This window comes from Methylobacterium sp. E-065 (assembly GCF_022829605.1).
Classification (GTDB): domain Bacteria; phylum Pseudomonadota; class Alphaproteobacteria; order Rhizobiales; family Beijerinckiaceae; genus Methylobacterium.
This window is the reverse complement of the sequence record NZ_JAKSYD010000230.1, coordinates 145,113-162,019: the sequence shown is the minus strand read 5'-3', so window position 1 is coordinate 162,019 and position 16,907 is coordinate 145,113. Positions and strand designations below refer to the sequence as shown.

The window sequence follows — 16,907 nt, the reverse complement described above, 5'->3', positions numbered from 1 at the left end:
CGAACGGGCCGCTTGGGTGACGAGCGTCTGCACCGGATCGCTGATCCTCGGCGCCGCCGGCCTGCTGCGGGGGTATCGCGCCACATCGCATTGGTGCGTGCGCGACGCGGTGCTGCCGCTCCTCGGCGCCGAGCCGGTGGCGGAGCGTGTCGTCATCGATCGTAACCGCATGACCGGTGCCGGAATCTCGGCGGGGCTCGACCTCGGGCTGGCGCTGGCCGCCCGTTTGCGCGGACCTGCCTACGCCCGCACGGCGCAGCTCGTGGCCGAATACGCCCCGGTCCCGCCGTTCCGGGCTGGCACACCCGCGGAGGCCGGGCCCGAGGTGGTTGGGGCGGCGGACGCGATCCTGGCGGATCTGGTCGCCGGGGCGACCGAGGCGGCGCGGCGCTAGGGCGCTCTGCGCCGAAGTGGACACCGGTTCGGCGCAAGTGAGCGCGTCATGACTCCAAGGCCGGGGGCGATGCAGCGCGGCCACGCCCGGCTTCCATCCGCGGTGCCGTGCTTGACGGCGGTCGGCCTCGGCCCGAACTGTGCGAGGCACGAACGATCGGTGCCCCTTCGGAGCTCCCATGTCCCTCATCGCACGCCTGCGCGCCTACGCGGCCGAAGCCCTCGGCGTGGGTGCGCACGAAGCCGTGGACGACACGCATCTCGCGGCAACCGCGCTCCTCGTCCACGTGGCGCGGGTCGACGGGATCCTGGCGGAGTCCGAGAGCGAGCGCCTGTCCCGCCTCGTGCAGGGCCATTACGCCGACGGTCCGGACGCGGCGCGGGCGCTGATCGAGCGCGCGGCCGCGATGGATGCGGAGACCCGCGACGTGGTGAGCCTCGTCGAGATGATCCCTCACGAGGCCAACAAGGCCGAGCGCCAGGAGCTTCTCGCGATGGCATGGTCGGTCGCGGCGGCGGACGGCCGGGTCGACGAGTTCGAGGAGGCCCTGGTGGAGCGGCTCGGTCGGCTGCTCGGCTTCGATGATGGCGCCATCGCGTCGGCGCGCCGGATCGGCCAGCAGCAGGCTGGGCTGGCGTAAGGGGCAGCTGGGCGATGATCGCGAGCTTGGCGCTCATTCTTCTGGCCCAGCTCGTCGGCGAGGCGATCGCCCGCGGTGCCCACGTGCCGATCCCTGGACCCGTGATCGGCATGGGGTTGATGTTCGGCTTCCTGCTGCTGCGCGACAATCCGCGGTTCGGTTTGCCCCGCTTTCTCCCGAAGCCGCTGACCGACGGCACCCTCGAGACCACCGCGCGGGGGCTCCTGATGAACCTGTCGCTGATGTTCGTTCCGGCGGGCGTCGGCGTCGTGGGCCGCCTCGACTTGCTGCGGGCGCAGGGCGTGAAGCTCGCTATCGTGCTGGTGGTGTCGACGGCGCTCTCGCTGCTCGTGACCGTGCTGGTGTTCCGTGCGGTGGCGGCCCGGGTGGAGGGGCCGGGGCGCGATGGGGAGTCCTGACGGGTGAGCGGCGATTTCTCTCTCTGGGTCTACCTCGCCAAGACGCCGCTGCTGTGGCTGACCGTGACGCTGACCGCCTACGTCTTGGCGGACCGGATCGCCGCCGCGACCGGCCGGCATCCGATCGCCAATCCGGTGCTGATCACGGTGACGCTGGTCGGCGGCGTGCTGGCCCTGAGCGGCACGGCCTATCCGGTCTATTTCGAGGGCGCGCAGTTCGTGCACTTCCTGCTCGGACCCGCGACCGTCGTGCTGGCGATGCCGCTCTATGAGCGGCGGGCCACCGTGAAGCGGGCGCTGGTGCCGATGCTGACAGCGCTCGCCGCGGGGGCGGCGACGACGCTGGCGGTGGTGATCGCGCTGGCCCGGCTGCTCGACATCCCGCAGCCGGTTCTCGTCTCGCTCGCCCCGAAATCGGTGACCTCCGGCGTCGCCATGGGCATCGCGGAGGCGCTCGGCGGCGATCCGACGCTCACCGCGATCCTGGTGATCCTCACCGGCATCATCGGGGCGATCCTCGTCACGCCGATGATGAACGCGCTGAAGATCCACGACATGCGCGCCCGGGGCTTCGCGGCCGGCCTCGCCGCCCACGGCATCGGCACCGCACGCGCCTTCCAGGTGAGCGAAGTGGCCGGCACCTTCGCGGGCATTGCTATGGGGCTCAACGCCTTCCTGACGGCGATCCTGGCGCCGCTGGCGCTGCACCTGCTGTTCTGAGCCGCGTTCGCGGATCGGGCGGCCGGCTTCGTGCGGGTGACGTGCGATCCACGCGGCTGCCGACTGGAAGCGTACCTCCCGCCCTGTCCGGAGCATCCTGGCACGCCCAGCCTCGACACCTCGCCCGCTGGGGCTGAGCGGCACGCCCGGCGACATCGACGCCGTCCCCGATAGGCGCGCATGCTGGATTGGCGTTGACGGCCTTTACATATTTTAGGTAGAGTGATTCATAAATTAATTCGCGCTCTAGTTGTGTCGAGTGTTCGACTGATCAGCCTCTCAAGGTCGGCCGACGTCGCAACGCGAATATAAACCCCCGTCGAAATCCGACGGTACGGAGGAGGCGGCCATGCGGATCACCCCGCCCAGTGTCGAGATCGCCGCGCGGATCACGAGCGCTTACGTCACGCGCAACAGCGTCCCGGCCGATATTCTGCCGGATCTACTGACCACGGTACACGGCGCGGTTGTGGGTCTGGACCGCCCGTCGCAAGCGCCGACCAGACGCGCGACCGAAGCGCAGATCCGGGCGTCGATCCGGCCCGACGCGATCGTCAGTTTCGAGGATGGAAAACCCTACAAGACCCTGCGACGGCATCTGACCCTCCGCGGGCTGACGCCCGAAGCCTACAGGGCCAAGTGGGGCCTGCCGGTCGATTACCCGCTGGTGTCGGCGATCTACAGCGCCCGTCGTTCGGACATCTCGCGCCAGATCGGGGCCGATCAGCGGCTCCGGATGAGGACGGCGGCCGAGTAGGGGGCACCGTCGGATCACGCGCTGCCGTTCAGTCCGGCGCCGAAGCTGTGGCGACGTCCTGGATCAGCAGGGCCACGAGCCCGGACCAGCCGGTCTGATGGGAGGCGCCCACGCCCCGGCCGGTGTCGCCGTCATAATATTCATAGAACAGCACGAGGTCGCGGAAATGCGGATCGTCCTGCTCGATCCGGCTTTCTCCGTAGACCGGCCTGTGCCCGTCAGAATCCCGGGTCGAGAGGGCGATCAGGCGACGTGACAGGTCGAGGGCGATCTCGCGCAGGGAGGAGGTTCCCCCCGCGCCGGTCGGTGCCTCGACCCGGAAATCCGGGCCGTAATAGTCGTGGAACCGGTTCAGGGCGGTGATCAACAGGTAGTTGACCGGCATCCAGACTGGCCCGCGCCAGTTCGAATTGCCGCCGAACAGGCGCGAGCGCGACTCCGCGGGTTCGTAGGCGAGACCGAGATCCCGCCCGTCCCAGGCGAAGCAGAAGGGCCGATCCGCATAGACGCGCGACACCCCGCGCAGGCCATGATCGGATAGGAACTCCGCCGGATCGAGGGCGCGGTGCAGCAGCGCCTTCAGCCGATGTCCGCGCAGCAGCGACAGCAGCGCGGTCTGGCCCTGGCCCGGCTCGTTCCAGCGCGACACCAGGGAGGCAAGGTCCGGGCGGTTCTTCAGGAAGAACAGCATCCGGTTGCGCAAAGCGGGCAGCTTCTCGAGGTCGCATTCGTTGATCGTGGCCACCGCGAAGATCGGGATCAGGCCCACCAGGGTCCGCACCCGGATCGGCAGCCGCGCGCCGTCGCGGGTCTCGATCACGTCGTAGAAGAAGCCGTCTTCCTCGTCCCAGACGCCGTCGCCCGTGGCCGCGGCGATCAGGAGGAAATGCTCGAAGAACTTTTCTGCCATGTCCTCGTAGGTCGGGTCCTGGAGCGCCAGCTCGATGGCGATGCGCATCAGGGCCAGCGCGTAGGCGGCCATCCAGGCGGTGGCGTCGGACTGTGTGAGGGTGGCGCCGTCGCCCACTGGCTTCGACCGGTCGAAGATCCCGATATTGTCGAGCCCGAGGAAGCCGCCCTGGAACAGGTTGCGGTCGTCGGCATCCTTGCGGTTGACCCACCACGTGAAGTTCAGGGTCAACTTGTTGAAGATCCGCTTGAGGAAGGCGTGGTCCGCGGTGCCTGCGAGCGCCCGGTCCAGCTCGAACACCCGCCAGGCGGCCAGCGCGTGGATCGGCGGGTTGGCGTCCCCGAACCCCCATTCGTAGGCCGGCAGCGCCGCGTTCGGATGAGCGTAGGCCTCGTCGACGAGGAGCAGCAGCTGGTTCTTCGCGAAGTCCGGGTCGATCAGCGCGAAGACGATCGCCTGGAGGGCGAGGTCCCAGGAGGCGAACCAGGGATATTCCCAGGCATCCGGCATCGAGATGATGTCGTTGGCGCGCAGATGCGCCCAGTCCTCGTTGCGCCCGTGCCGGCGCGCAGGGGAGGGGGCGGGCTGTGCAGGGTCGCCCGCCAGCCACTCGCGCACATCGTAATGATAGAGCTGCTTCGACCACAGCATGCCGGCCAGCGCCTGCCGCTGGACGCGGCGCATCTCGGGATCGGCGATCGGGGCCTGCAGGGCGGCATAGAAGCTATCCGCCTCGGATTCACGCTGGGCGAAGACCGTGTCGAAATCCGCGAAGGGCTCCCCCGGGGCGGTCTCGGCGCGCAGGCGCAGGCGTAAGATACGGCTCTCGCCGGGGCCAAGATGGAGCACGTAGCGGGCGGCGCATTTGGTGCCGGACAGGTGATTGACGGCCGCCCGATCGCCGCCGACCACGCATCGGTCGATCCCATCCTTGTAGAAGCCATCCGCGGGCCCGGCGCCGAACAGGCGATGCGTGTTGGTCTCGTTCTCGGTGAACAGCAGCTCGGCGGCATCCTCGGCGAAGAAGCGCATCGGCGCCATGTCGGGATGGCGTACCCAGACCGATCCGTCGGATCCCGCCATCAGCTCAGGCTTCGGCGAACCCTCTTTCCACGACCATGTGTTGCGGGCCCAGAGCTGCGGCAGCAGCGTCAGGTCGGCGGGGTCCGGCCCCCGGTTGGTGGCGGTGACCCGCATCAGGATGTCGTCGGGCGCCGCCTTGGCGTAGGCCACTTCGAGATCGAAGTAGCGGCCTGCTTCGAAGACGCCGGTGTCGAGCAGCTCGAATTCGGGATCGTCGAGGCCGCGGCGCCCGTTTTCCGCGACGAGCCGTTCATACGGGAATTCGGCCTGCGGATATTTGTAGAGCATCCGCATGAAGGCGTGTGTCGGAGTGCCGTCGAGGTAGTAGTAGAGTTCCTTGACGTCCTCGCCGTGGTTGCCCTCTTGGTTGGTCAGGCCGAACAGCCGCTCCTTCAGGATCGGATCGCGGCCGTTCCACAGGGCCAGCGACAGGCACCAGTTGAGGTGCCGGTCACCGAACCCGCCGATCCCGTCCTCACCCCAGCGATAGGCGCGGGACCGGGCATGGTCGTGGGGCAGGTAATCCCAGGCCTCGCCGTCCGGGCTGTAATCCTCCCGGACCGTGCCCCATTGCCGGTCGCTGAGATACGGCCCCCAGTGGCGCCACGCCGGATCGCTGCGCGCTGCGACCAGCCGGAGGCCTTCTTCGGTCTCGAAGAGGCGCGGCCTCATGCCGTCGGGCTTGGTCATCGGCATACTGTTCCGCATCCGGCGTTCGCACGCTGAATAGGGCCACGCGGCCGGCGCCGAAAGTCAACGGCTCTGCCGAGATTGCCTCAATGCTCCGTCGTGAGGCGAATACCGTCCGGATCCGCCACCGCGCGGAGCCGGCGGTAATCGGCGATCGCCGGATGCCCGGTTGGCGCCGGTTCGTGATGGGTCGCCGTCACCACCACCAAGGATGCGCCCGCCGCCTCGGCGGCGCGGATCCCGGCCGGCGCGTCCTCGAACACGCAGCACTCCGCTGCGGCGATTTCAAGTCGGCGCGCGGCCAGCAGGAAGCAGTCCGGCGCGGGCTTGCCCTGCGCCACATCTTCGGCTGCGATCATCAGGGTGGGGGTGGGCATGTCGGCCGCTTCGAGCCGGCGCCGGGCCAGGCCTCGCGGGGCCGAGGTCACGATCGCCCAGCGATCCGGCGGTAGCGTCGCCAGGAAGGCGCGCGCCCCCGGGATCTCGGTGACGTCGCCGACATCCTCCATCTCGGCCCGGGTGATCGCAGCGGCCTCCGCCTCCGGGTCGACACCCGGCAGGTTGAGGCGGCGGATCGTCTCCACGGAACGCACGCCGTGGATCGTCGGCAGGAACGTGGCCACGTCGAGCCCGTGCGCTGCAGCCCAGCGCGACCATGTCCGCTCCGCCGAGGCGATCGAGCTGATGAGCGTGCCGTCCATGTCGAACAGCAGCGCGGCGAAACGGCGCGTCGGGAGCGTAATGGTCATGGCGGAGCGCTAGCGGCGGGCCGCCACGGCAGCAACCAGGGTGCGCGCAGGGGAGCCGAGCGCCGCCCGCTTCACGGGCCGCCGGCTTTGGTGTAGCGCGGGTGCAACCCCGGGCTCCAGATGCCTGCAACCGCGAACCCTGCCGACCCATGCCGAGCCGCATCGACGCCACCTTCGCCCGCGCCCGCGCGGAGAACCGGGCCGTCCTCGTCACCTACGTGATGGCGGGCGACCCCGATCCCGAGACCTCCCTGGAGGTCCTGAAGGCCCTGCCGGGTGCCGGATCCGACATCCTGGAATTCGGCCTGCCCTTCACCGACCCGATGGCGGACGGCCCGGCCATCCAGGCGGCCGGCCTGCGGGCGCTCAAGGCCGGACAAACCGTCGCCGGCACGCTGGACCTCGTGCGCCGCTTCCGGGTGGAGAACGACGCCACGCCGATCGTGCTGATGGGCTACTACAATCCGATCCACACCTACGGCGTCGACCGGTTCCTGGAGGACGCGGTGGCGGCCGGAATCGACGGGCTGATCGTGGTCGATCTGCCGCCGGAGGAGGATTCCGAGCTGTGCCTGCCGGCGCTCGCCAAAGGGCTGGCCTTCATCCGGCTCGCGACGCCGACCACCGACGAGCGGCGCTTGCCGGCGGTGCTCGCGAACACGGCGGGCTTCGTCTATTACGTGTCGATCACCGGCATCACCGGCACCGCGACGCCGGATTTCGGCAAGGTCTCGGAGGCGGTGGGCCGCATCCGCCGCCACACCGATTTGCCGGTCGTGGTCGGCTTCGGTGTGAAGACCGGCGCGCATGCGACGGCGATCGCGAAGGGTGCGGACGGTGTCGTGGTCGGTTCGGCGCTGGTGGACGCGCTGGTGCGCTCGCTCGACGCCGAGGGCCGTCCTCAGGCGGGCAGTGTCCCGGCGGTGGCGGGGCTGGTGCGCGAACTGGCCGAGGGCGTCCGCGCCGCTTCGGTGGAGCGGGCGGCCTGAGGGTCATCCATGCCGACCCTGGCGGTGAAGCGCCGGCCACCTGATATTGTCGCGGGCTCGAAGCGGACGGACGCGAGGCGATGGTCGAACCGATGAACTGGATCTCGGAGGTGGTGCGCCCCCGGATCAAGACCCTGTTCAAGCGCGAAACGCCCGAGAACCTCTGGGTCAAATGCCCGGATACGGGCCAGATGGTGTTCCACAAGGAGGTGGAGGCCAATAACTGGGTGATCCCCGGCTCGGAGCATCATCTCAAGATGAGCGCCCAGGCGCGCCTCAAGATGATGTTCGACGAGGGCACGTGGATCGACGTGGCGCTGCCCGAGGCGCCGATCGACCCGCTCAAGTTCCGTGACGAGAAGCGCTACGTCGACCGGCTCAAGGAGGCGCGCGCCAAGACGGGTCTGCAGGACGCGTTCAAGATCGGCTTCGGCCGGGTCGGCGGCCTCCCGATGGTGCTGGCCGCGCAGGAATTCGGCTTCATGGCCGGCTCCCTCGGCATGGCGGCGGGCGAGGCCTTCGTGCGCGGCGCCGAGACGGCGCTGGAGAAGCGCACGCCCTACGTGCTGTTCGCGGCCTCGGGCGGGGCGCGGATGCAGGAGGGCATCCTGTCGCTGATGCAGATGCCGCGTACGACCGTGGCGGTCCGCCGGCTCAATGCGGCGCGGCTCCCCTACATCGTGGTTCTGACCAATCCGACCACCGGCGGCGTCACGGCCTCCTACGCCATGCTGGGCGACGTGCACCTCGCCGAGCCGGGGGCGCTGATCTGCTTCGCCGGTCCCCGGGTGATCGAGCAGACCATCCGCGAGAAGCTGCCGGACGGATTCCAGCGGGCGGAGTACCTGCGTGAGCACGGCATGGTCGATCAGGTCGTCCACCGCCACCAGCTCAAGGAGACGATCACCCGCCTCTGCGGCCTCCTGACCAACGTCGCCGCGCCGGCGACCCCGGTCACGGCCGACGAGGCGGCGTAAAGCCCGCGCGATGGCCTCATCCGATGCCCTGATGGCGCGATTCCTCGCCCTGCACCCCCGCACCATCGACCTGTCGCTTGGCCGGATTGAGCGGCTGCTCGCCCAGCTCAACCATCCGGAGCGGCGCCTGCCGCCGGTGATCCATGTCGCCGGCACCAACGGCAAGGGCTCGACCATCGCGTTCATGCGCGCGATCCTCGAAGCGGGCGGGCTGGCCGCGCATGTCTACACCTCGCCGCATCTCGTGCGCTTCCACGAGCGGATCCGGATCGGCGGGATCGGGGGTGGACATTTCGTGGACGAGGATCGGCTGGCGGACGCGTTCGCGCGCTGCGAGAGCGCCAATGCCGGCGCGCCGATCACCATGTTCGAGATCACCACGGCGGCGGCCCTGGTGCTGTTCTCGGAGAGCCCGGCCGATGTCCTGTTGCTGGAGGTGGGGCTCGGCGGGCGGCTCGACGCAACCAACGTGATCGCGCAGCCCGCCTGCGCGGTGGTGACGCCGATCGGCCGCGACCATGCGGAGTATCTCGGCGACACGGTGGAATCGGTAGCGACCGAGAAGGCCGGGATCTTCAAGCGCGGCTGCCCGGCGGTGATCGCCGCCCAGGACTACGCCGAGGCCGACGCGGTGCTGTGCCGGCGCGCCGAAGAGATCGGGGCTGGGCCCATCTTCGTCGGCAACCAGGATTTTTCGGTCCACGAGGAGCGCGGCCGGCTCGTCTACCAGGACGAGACCGACCTGTTCGACCTGCCGCGCCCCCGCCTCGCCGGGCGCCACCAGCTGGTCAATGCCGGCACGGCGATCACGGCCCTGCGGGCGGCGGGGTTCGGCGACATCGGCAACACGGCCCTGGAGAAGGGCCTCACCGAGGTCGACTGGCCGGGCCGGCTGCAGCGCCTGGGTCGCGGGCGGCTGGCCGCGCAGCTCGATCCCGGCACCGAGCTGTGGCTCGATGGCGGCCACAACATCGACGGAGGCCGGATCCTCGCCGCCGCCATGGCGGATCTCGGCGAGAAGAGCGATGTCCCCCTGGTGCTGATCGTCGGGCTCCTCGGCACCAAGGACGCGGACGGCTTCCTGCGCAACTTCGTCGGACTGGCGCGCGCCCTCGTGGCGGTGCCGATCAGCGGCACGCTGGCGGCGCGTCCGGCCGAAGAAGTCGCCCGGATCGGTGAGGGCGTCGGCCTCTCGACCTACGCGGCGCCGAGCATCGAAGCGGCCCTGGCGATGGTCAAGGACATCGCCTTCGAGCGGCCACCGCGCATCCTGATCTGCGGCTCGCTTTACCTCGCCGGCTTAGTCCTGGCCGCCAACGACACCCCGCCGGTCTGAACGGCACGTTCGGCTGGTCCTGAGGCCGGACAACCGTGCCCCGGACCTCGGCGTGGGATCACAGACACCACATCCGGCCTCTGAACCAAGAAAGCCCGACCTTACGGCCGGGCTTCCCACGTCAAATCGGGGCCTTTGGGTCAGGCGGTCTGGGCGCCGATCCAGCGCGACAGGTCGCCCTTTGGCGCGGCGCCGACCTTCTGGTCCACGCGCTCGCCGTTCTTGAACAGCAGCAGCGTCGGGATCGAGCGGATGCCGTACTGGGCGGCGATCTGCGGGTTCTCATCGACGTTGACCTTGGCGATCTTCACCTTGCCCTGCAGATCGGTGGCGATCTCCTCAAGGGCCGGGCCGATCTGGCGGCAGGGGCCGCACCACTCCGCCCAGAAATCCACCACGACGGGCTCGGCGGACTGAAGAACGTCCTGCTCGAAGCTCGCGTCGGTCACCTTCATGGTCGCCATAACGTCACCCTTCGGAAGTCGCCGCCAGAGGGGCGGTGTCGGACGGGCAGGGGCCCGCGCGGTTCGCTCAGAATTGGCGACGGGTCGGGGCGTGGTCAAGAAGAGCGGACGCGCCAGTATGATCCGATATGGGGACATGCCTCTCACATGTGCGCTTTCGCATAAGCGCCTTCGCCATGGAGCGCGGCTCATTGGCCGGAGATCGGGCACAGGTAAGCCTGGCGGGATCGGAGATGCGGCTCACTCAAGCCACGATTCCGGCCCGCTCCAGCGCTGCCGCGATGTCGGCCGCGTCGAGCGCGCGGATCACCGGCCCCGATGTCCAGACCAGCATCGGGCGGATCGTGCGTCCGGGATAGATCTGGCCGAGCAGACGGGCGTAGAGGGCGATCTGTCCTGCCTCGGCGGGTGGCAGGGGCGCGTCCAAATCCGGCGGCCGCCCGGTCTTGAAGTCGGCAATCCGCACCGTATCGGTGGTGACGCTCAGACGATCGACACGCCCCTGCACCACACGCTCGCCGGCAGCTGTTCGCACCCGCCCCGAGAGGCTCACCTCCGCGCGGGCGTCCGGGGCGAACAGGGGCGCGAGGTTGGGATCGTCGATGATCCGCAGGACCGAGCGCACGATCGCCACGTGGGCCGGCCGGGGCAGTCCGGGTGCCCGGGACCGGACGAAGGCAAGGCCGGCCGCCTCCCGCCGCGGGTGCTCGACGCGGGGCAGGTGCTGCAGCAGGGCGTGGATCAGGATGCCGCGGCGCCGTGCCTGGGCATCGGCGAGGCGTGGCGGCGGCACGCGGGTGCCGTCCGCCGCAGCGAGCGCTCCGGACGGGTTGAGCGTTGGCGCCTCTGGCTCCGGCGGAACGGGGCTGCGGAGCCAGCCAGGCTCTGGTACCGGCGCCGCGGCCGGGGGCAGCTTTTCGCGCTCGCGGGGCGACTCGGCCCCCTCCTGCCACACGGTCGCCGGGCCGTAGGAGAGCTCGACAGTCTGGCCCGCACCCAGCGTCGTCTCAAGGCCGGCCTGGACCATGCGGCACCACGCGGCCTCGGTCTCGCGCTCGTGGCCGCGGAAGGGCGCGACGATGAGCCGGTCGGCCGCCCGGGTCATGGCCACGTAGAGCAGGCGGTTGTGCTCCTGCCGCGCCCGGGCGAGCAGGGCGGCGCGGGCGGCTTCGGTGGCGGCGCAATCCTGGGTCCGACCGCCGGACCAGACCGGCGGCAAAGCGGGTCCGGTCGCCGGCAGCGGCAGCAGGGGCGGATCGTTCCGGCCCAGGGGCTCGCAGCCGTCGAGGAGGAACACGACCGGCGCCTCCAGGCCCTTGGCGCCGTGAACCGTCATGACGCGCACCTCGTCGCGCCCGGATTCGAGGTCGCGCTTGACCGTGTGCCCGGCCTCGGCGCCGACATAGCGGGCCAGGAAGCCGCCGAGCGAGGGGGCATCCTCACCGGTTTCGGCCTGCGCGGCGGCGGCAAGGAACACGTCGATGGCGTCCCCCGCCTCGCCGCCGAGTCGAGCGACGAGCTTGGCCCGGCCGCCCAACGGCCCGAGCAGTCGCGCATAGAAGCCGAACGGACCGTGCAGGCTCGCCAGCGCGATCCACTCTGTCAGTGTCGCGAGCCCGTGAAGCGCCGCCGCGTCGCCCGCAGCGGCGTGGCGGTGGAGGGCATCCTCCAGCGTTTCCGACAGGTCGCGGCGGGCGGCGATCCGCACCAGATCCTCGTCGGTCAGCCCGACCAGCGGCGTCTTGAGCGCGGTGGCAAGCGTCAGGTCGTCGGCGGGCAGCAGGCCGGCCCGGCCGGCAGCGACGAGATCGGCCACCGCGATATGGGCCGAAACCTCCAGCCGGTCCTGGCCCGCCACCGGGACAGCGAGGCCCTTCAGGGCGCGAATCACCTCCTCGAAGGCCGGTCCGCGCTTGCGCACGAGGATCAGCACGTCGCCGGGGCGCCACACGCGGCCGGTCGCGTCGCCCCGGGTGACCCAGGTCCGCACCGCCTGCGCCACCCGGCGAGCCGTAACGATCGCGGGAGCGCTGGTCTCCGGCGCGTCGACCGGGGCCGTCCAGGCATCGGGCTCGGCCGCGGGCTCGGGCTCGGCGATCGGCCACAGCTCCACGGCGCCGGGCGCGCCGGGCCGCGCACTGGCATGGACGGTCTGGCGCACCGTGTCCTCGAAGGACAGGCCCTCGTTGTGGGCATCGAGGGCGAAAACGGCATCGACGGCCTGCAGCACGAGGCTGGTCGAGCGGAACGACAGGGTGAGCGGCACGTCCTCGAAGGTCAGGCCGGCCGAGCGCGATTCCGAGATCCAGGCCGCACGCGTCAGTGCGAATTCCCGCGGCTCCGCACCCTGGAAGCCGTAGATCGACTGCTTGGGATCGCCCACCGCGAAGCGGGTCCGGTTACCGATCCGGGCCCCTTCGCCGGCGGCGAATTCCTGGGTGATCGCCCGCAGGATCGCCCATTGCTCCGGGTTGGTGTCCTGCGCCTCGTCGACCAGGACGTGATCGATCCCCCGGTCGAGCTTGTACAGGACCCAGCCAGCGCCGACACGTCCGAGCAGGTCGAGGGCCTTGTGGATCAGGTCGTCGAAGTCGAGGGCGCCGAGCCTGGCCTTCTGGGCCTCGATCCGACGGTGGATCTCGGCGGCGATCTGGAACAGCGCCTGTGTGCGGGCATGGGCCCGGGCGGCGCGCAGGCGATCGAACAGTGGGTCCAGTCGGTCGCGCTCGGCGATCAGCGCCTCCTTGGCGGCGGCCGGAACGGCCTTGGTGCCCAGGCTGCTGTCGGCCTTGGGCTCGTCCTTCTGGGTGAAGAAGACCGACCGGTAGAGGGCCAGCGCCTCGGCCCGGTCGGGAAACCCTTCGGAGCGGGCGCGTTCCGCCTCCGCCTCTGCCAGCGCGTCGGCGAGTTTCTCGTCGTTGGCCTTGCCGGTGCGGAGCGCTGCGACCAATCCGGCCCTGTCCTCCGGTGCGCATCCTGGGCCGCCATCGAGGATCGCGGCCTCGATCCGCTCGGCCGTCTCCTCGGCCGCGAGCCCGAGCGCCCCGTGCAGGCGCCCGAACGCGGCTTCCAGGCCGGCCGCGTCGCCGATGAAGCCCCTGGCCCGCAGCGCGGACCGGATCGCCGCTCGCAGGGCATCGCCCGTCGCCTCGGGGGTCACCCGGGCCAGGGCGGCGCTGAGCGGCGTGTCGCCGTTCGAGACCGCGTCGGCCAGGACGTTGGCCATTTCGATCTCGAAAATCTCCCGGGCCTTGGTGTCGTCGAGCACCACGAAGCGGGCTGGAACGTTCGCCTCGAAGGGGAACATGTGCAGCAGCCGCTCGCACAGGGCGTGCAGGGTCTCGATCTTGAGGCCGCCCGGTGTCTCCACCGCCCGGGCGAACAGCCGGCGGGCCATGCGCAGGCGTTCAGGATCCGCGCGCTCGCCGGTGAGCTCGGCGAGTTCCGCCGCCAGCGTCGCGTCGTCGAGGGTCACCCAGCGCCCGAGCAGCCGGAACACGCGGATCGCCATGTTGGCGGCGGCCGCCTTGGTGAAGGTCAGGCACAGGATCCGCCCGGGCGGCGACCCGTCGAGCAGCAGGCGCACCACGCGGTCGGTCAGCACCTTGGTCTTGCCGGCCCCGGCATTGGCCGAGACCCAGGCCGAGGCCCGCGGATCGGCCGCCCGGCGCTGGTTGGCCCGGGTCAGGTCATCGACGACGAAGGGTTTTTGGACTGGGATGCTGCTCAAGGGCCTCGTCCGGATCGGCTGCGGCACCTCTCTACAACAGAAACGCAGCGGCGACCTCGCCAGGGCGTCACACGGGCCTCTGCGGGATTGCCCAGCGCGCGCCGGCAAAGCATGGATGCAGGCGACGATTGCAGCGACATCGAAGATACCCGTGACCCAGCCGACATCCGAGCCGGCCCGCCCGCCGATCCGTTTCCGCGGCCGGTCCTTCATGGCGACCGTCCTGGCGCCCATCCCACCCGTGGCCGACTGGCTCGGCGACCTCGACGCGCTGAACCGGCGCGCGCCGAATTTTTTCGCGGGGCGTCCGGTGATCCTCGACCTCGGGGGCCTGCGGCTGACGCGGGAGGACCTCGACGGGCTGCTGGCCGACCTCGCGGCGCGCCACATCGCCATCCTGGGGATCGAGGGCGCACCGCCGGCGCTGCTAGGGCCCGGGATGCCGCCGGCCCTGTCGGGCGGGCGCGCCGCCGGTGAGATCGACACGTCCGCTTCCGGCGAAGCGCCGCCGACGGGGCCCCAGCCCAAAGAGGCCGCGCGCTCGCTGATCCTCGATACGCCGGTGCGCTCAGGCCAGACCGTGCTGCATCTGGAGGGCGACGTGACCGTGCTCGGCGCCGTGGCCTCGGGGGCTGAGGTCATCGCGGGGGGCTCGATCCACGTCTACGGCGCCCTGCGTGGCAGGGCGATCGCGGGGGCGGCCGGGAACCCGGCCGCGCGGATCTGGTGCCGCAAGTTCGAGCCGGAACTGGTGGCGATCGACGGCCTCTACCGCGCCGCCGACGATCTCGATCCGGCCTTTCGGGGACAGGCCGTAGAGGTGCGGCTGCTCGAGGACGCGATCAAGCTGAATTTGTTCGAACGGGGCTGAGGGTCGTCGATCGCCGAATGTTTCGGCCCATCCCGCTGAGTGCGGCTTTCGTGAGGGTTGGAACGGGCCGATCACGGCCCGCGATCGTCCATTACCGCACTGATACCGGGATCCCGGCAGAATTTGCCGACCGGATCAGAAACTTAACCCTTCGGTAACCATACCCGCCGTCAATGGTCCGGTAAGGACTCTTAACGGGCGGACATGAGCGAGACCCACCCCGAGCCAATCGATCCGGAGACCGCCCAGGCGGCATCTCCCTCCGCGCCCCGGCCGCTCAGCCTGCGCGGGCGGGCCTTCAAGGCCCTGGCCCTCTCCCCCGAACCGCCGCTTCCGCAGTGGCTCGCGGGTCTCGACGCGGCGCTCAAGCGCTCGCCGGCTCTGCTGAAAGGCCGGGCCGTCATCCTGGATTGCGCCCAGCTCAAGCCCGAGCCGGACGCCCTCGAGACGCTCATGCGTGAACTCAAGGCCCGCGGCATCGCGGTCCTGGGGATCGAGGGTACCGACCTCATCGGCGAGGGCCTGCCGCCGCTCCTCCTCAAGGGACACCCGTCCGACAAGATCGAGATCCCGAGCGTCCCGGCCGAGCCGGAGCCGCAGGTGGTCACCTCGATCACCGTCGAGGGTTCGGTTCGCTCCGGTCAGAGCATCATCAACCCGACCGGCGACGTGACCGTGATGGGCTCGGTCTCCTCGGGGGCCGAGATCCTGGCGGGGGGCTCGATCCACGTCTACGGCGCCCTGCGCGGTCGCGCGATCGCCGGAGCCGCGCGCAACCCGCGCGCACGAATCTACTGCCGCAAATTCGAGCCCGAGTTGCTGGGGATCGACCGCCTCGTGCGGACGGCGGAGGACATGGGCACGGCCCTGCGCGGCAAGGCCGCCCAGGTCTGGCTCGATGGCGGCAACATCCGAATGGCAAGCTTAGATTAATTCAGCTCTGGATTTAGGGAGATCGACGCGTGGCAAAGGTTCTCGTCGTCACATCGGGCAAGGGCGGCGTCGGCAAGACGACGACGACCGCGGCCCTCGGAGCGGCCCTGGCGCAGGGTGGTCAGAGCGTGTGCGTCGTCGATTTCGACGTCGGCCTGCGCAACCTCGACCTGATCATGGGCGCTGAGCGCCGCGTGGTCTACGACCTGATCAACGTGGTCAACGGCGACGCCAAGCTGACGCAGGCGCTGATCAAGGACAAGCGGGTCGATACCCTGCACCTGCTCCCGGCCTCGCAGACCCGCGACAAGGATGCGCTCACCGACGCCGGCGTCGCCCGGGTGATGGAAGAGCTGCGCGAGAAGTTTGACTGGGTGATCTGCGACTCGCCCGCAGGTATCGAGCGCGGCGCCCAGCTCGCCATGCACCACGCCGACGTGGCGGTGGTGGTGACCAACCCCGAGGTGTCCTCGGTGCGTGACTCCGACCGGATCATCGGTCTGCTCGATTCCAAGACCGCCAAGGCGGAGAAGGGCGAGGAGATGGAGAAGCACCTGATCCTCACCCGCTACGACCCGTTGCGGGCCGACCGCGGCGACATGCTGAAGACCGAGGACGTGCTCGACATCCTGTCGATCCCGCTGCTCGCGATCATCCCGGAGAGCCAGGAGGTGCTGCGCGCCTCGAACCTCGGCTGCCCGGTGACCCTCAACAACCCCCTCTGCGCCCCGGCGCGGGCCTATGCCGACGCGGCGCGCCGGCTGAAGGGCGAGAAGGTTCCGATGAGCCTGCCGGTCGAGCGCAAGTCGTTCCTCGACAAGCTGTTCATGCGGAGGGCGGCATGAGCATCCTGGGCCTCTTCCAGAAGCGCAACTCCGGCTCGGTCGCGCGCGACCGCCTCCAACTGATCCTCGCCCACGAGCGGGCCGAGTCCGGGCGTCCGGATCTCGTGATGCAGCTCCGGGACGAGATCCTGGCGGTGATCGCCAACCACGTGTCGGTGGAAGCCGACAAGGTGAAGGTCACCCTGGAGCGTGGCGAGGGCGTCTCGACCCTCGGCCTCGACATCGAGCTTCCGCTCGGTGTCGCCGGCAAGCTCGACGCGAAGCTTGCGGCCAAGCTCGCCGAGGTCGCTGCCAACAAGGGCGGGCGGCTCGGTTCTTCCAAGAAGGCCGCTTGAGCCGCAGCGGAGTCGCTCCCGCCGGCACGCAATCCAGAAGCCGCGCCCGGTCCGCCGGGTGCGGT

16 protein-coding genes are annotated in these 16,907 nt (G+C 70.1%); 12 read left to right on the top strand and 4 right to left on the bottom strand.

The features are described 5' to 3' along the window. The 5 genes from MKK84_RS27075 to MKK84_RS27055 all read left to right on the top strand — a co-directional run. Nucleotides 1-394 (top strand): DJ-1/PfpI family protein (locus tag MKK84_RS27075; protein ID WP_243925036.1); only part of this gene is annotated, 394 nt, incomplete at its 5' end. 178 nt (nt 395-572) lie between these two features. After that, nucleotides 573-1,034: a TerB family tellurite resistance protein gene (locus MKK84_RS27070; RefSeq protein WP_243925035.1), complete on the top strand. Its 462-nt coding sequence runs from the start codon at nt 573-575 to the stop codon at nt 1,032-1,034. 14 nt (nt 1,035-1,048) lie between these two features. Then, the gene (locus tag MKK84_RS27065; RefSeq protein WP_243925034.1) at nt 1,049-1,453 is read left to right on the top strand and encodes a CidA/LrgA family protein; all 405 of its coding nucleotides are present in this window, start codon (nt 1,049-1,051) and stop codon (nt 1,451-1,453) included. A gap of 3 nt (nt 1,454-1,456) precedes the next feature. Beyond that, a complete protein-coding gene (locus MKK84_RS27060; protein WP_243925033.1) occupies nt 1,457-2,173 on the top strand; it encodes an LrgB family protein in 717 nt (238 codons plus the stop codon). 349 nt (nt 2,174-2,522) lie between these two features. After that, the gene (locus tag MKK84_RS27055) at nt 2,523-2,930 is read left to right on the top strand and encodes a MucR family transcriptional regulator (protein ID WP_243925032.1); all 408 of its coding nucleotides are present in this window, start codon (nt 2,523-2,525) and stop codon (nt 2,928-2,930) included. 28 nt (nt 2,931-2,958) lie between these two features. On the opposite strand, the gene MKK84_RS27050 is transcribed toward MKK84_RS27055, so the two are convergent. Continuing rightward, nucleotides 2,959-5,613, bottom strand: coding sequence for an MGH1-like glycoside hydrolase domain-containing protein (locus MKK84_RS27050; RefSeq protein WP_243925031.1), 2,655 nt, complete (start codon nt 5,611-5,613; stop codon nt 2,959-2,961). An 86-nt stretch (nt 5,614-5,699) separates the two neighbouring features. Beyond that, entirely contained in the window at nt 5,700-6,362 is a 663-nt protein-coding gene (locus tag MKK84_RS27045; RefSeq protein ID WP_243925030.1) for an HAD-IA family hydrolase, read from the bottom strand. A gap of 149 nt (nt 6,363-6,511) precedes the next feature. Here MKK84_RS27045 and trpA point away from each other — a divergent pair, with 149 nt between their 5' ends. From trpA to MKK84_RS27030, 3 genes are all read left to right on the top strand, one after another. Further along, entirely contained in the window at nt 6,512-7,351 is an 840-nt protein-coding gene (gene trpA, locus MKK84_RS27040; protein ID WP_243925029.1) for a tryptophan synthase subunit alpha, read from the top strand. An 80-nt stretch (nt 7,352-7,431) separates the two neighbouring features. Continuing rightward, the gene (accD, locus tag MKK84_RS27035) at nt 7,432-8,328 is read left to right on the top strand and encodes an acetyl-CoA carboxylase, carboxyltransferase subunit beta (RefSeq protein ID WP_243925028.1); all 897 of its coding nucleotides are present in this window, start codon (nt 7,432-7,434) and stop codon (nt 8,326-8,328) included. A gap of 10 nt (nt 8,329-8,338) precedes the next feature. Beyond that, nucleotides 8,339-9,664, top strand: coding sequence for a bifunctional folylpolyglutamate synthase/dihydrofolate synthase (locus MKK84_RS27030; protein ID WP_243925027.1), 1,326 nt, complete (start codon nt 8,339-8,341; stop codon nt 9,662-9,664). 140 nt (nt 9,665-9,804) lie between these two features. Here MKK84_RS27030 and trxA read toward each other — a convergent pair whose 3' ends face one another. Next, complete coding sequence (gene trxA / locus MKK84_RS27025) at nt 9,805-10,128, bottom strand: thioredoxin (protein ID WP_243925026.1); 324 nt, start codon at nt 10,126-10,128, stop codon at nt 9,805-9,807. Between the two features lie 244 nt (nt 10,129-10,372). Beyond that, entirely contained in the window at nt 10,373-13,858 is a 3,486-nt protein-coding gene (gene addA / locus MKK84_RS27020) for a double-strand break repair helicase AddA (protein WP_243925025.1), read from the bottom strand. 115 nt (nt 13,859-13,973) lie between these two features. Between addA and minC (MKK84_RS27015) the strand changes: the two genes are divergently transcribed. The 4 genes from minC (MKK84_RS27015) (at nt 13,974) to minE (ending at nt 16,842) form a co-directional block, all read left to right on the top strand. Next, nucleotides 13,974-14,729 carry a septum site-determining protein MinC gene (gene minC / locus MKK84_RS27015; protein WP_409566549.1) on the top strand — a complete coding sequence of 252 codons (756 nt, stop codon included), beginning with the start codon at nt 13,974-13,976 and terminating at the stop codon, nt 14,727-14,729. Nucleotides 14,730-14,933: 204 nt separating this feature from the next. After that, nucleotides 14,934-15,662, top strand: a complete 729-nt coding sequence (gene minC, locus MKK84_RS27010; protein WP_243925024.1) for a septum site-determining protein MinC — start codon at nt 14,934-14,936, stop codon at nt 15,660-15,662. A 29-nt stretch (nt 15,663-15,691) separates the two neighbouring features. Continuing rightward, nucleotides 15,692-16,507, top strand: a complete 816-nt coding sequence (minD, locus tag MKK84_RS27005; RefSeq protein WP_243925023.1) for a septum site-determining protein MinD — start codon at nt 15,692-15,694, stop codon at nt 16,505-16,507. Further along, the gene (gene minE / locus MKK84_RS27000) at nt 16,504-16,842 is read left to right on the top strand and encodes a cell division topological specificity factor MinE (RefSeq protein WP_243925022.1); all 339 of its coding nucleotides are present in this window, start codon (nt 16,504-16,506) and stop codon (nt 16,840-16,842) included. Before minD ends, minE begins: the two co-directional genes overlap by 4 nt. Nucleotides 16,843-16,907 lie beyond the last annotated feature (65 nt).